Source organism: Lactiplantibacillus sp. B652 (assembly GCF_023806745.1).
Classification (GTDB): Bacteria; Bacillota; Bacilli; order Lactobacillales; family Lactobacillaceae; genus Lactiplantibacillus; species Lactiplantibacillus pentosus.
This window is the reverse complement of record NZ_JAMSKY010000134.1, coordinates 1-230: the sequence shown is the minus strand read 5'-3', so window position 1 is coordinate 230 and position 230 is coordinate 1. Positions and strand designations below refer to the sequence as shown.

Below are 230 nucleotides of genomic sequence, written 5' to 3'. Positions count from 1 at the left end.
TTGATTCTCTTGGGTGAATCTTAGTGATCCCAAGTCCTCAATTATCCCTTGGTTAATTCCCGGTTGATAACTAAAGTCAAAGTCAGCTAACGTTTTTTCATATGGAAAGCGGGCTAGGGACTGTCTGAAAACTAAAAATTCAGGTATAATCTGAGGAAAAACGAATCGAGGCATTCCGATGACAACACCTAAACGATACGAACTGGAAGATGCTCAGTGGGACCGAATCA

General features: G+C 41.3%; 1 protein-coding gene. It reads right to left on the bottom strand.

What is annotated here, in order from left to right:
- On the bottom strand, positions 1 to 174 hold a 174-nt coding region (locus MZO40_RS17725), incomplete at its 3' end, for an ATP-binding protein (protein WP_368052588.1).
- Positions 175 to 230 lie beyond the last annotated feature (56 nt).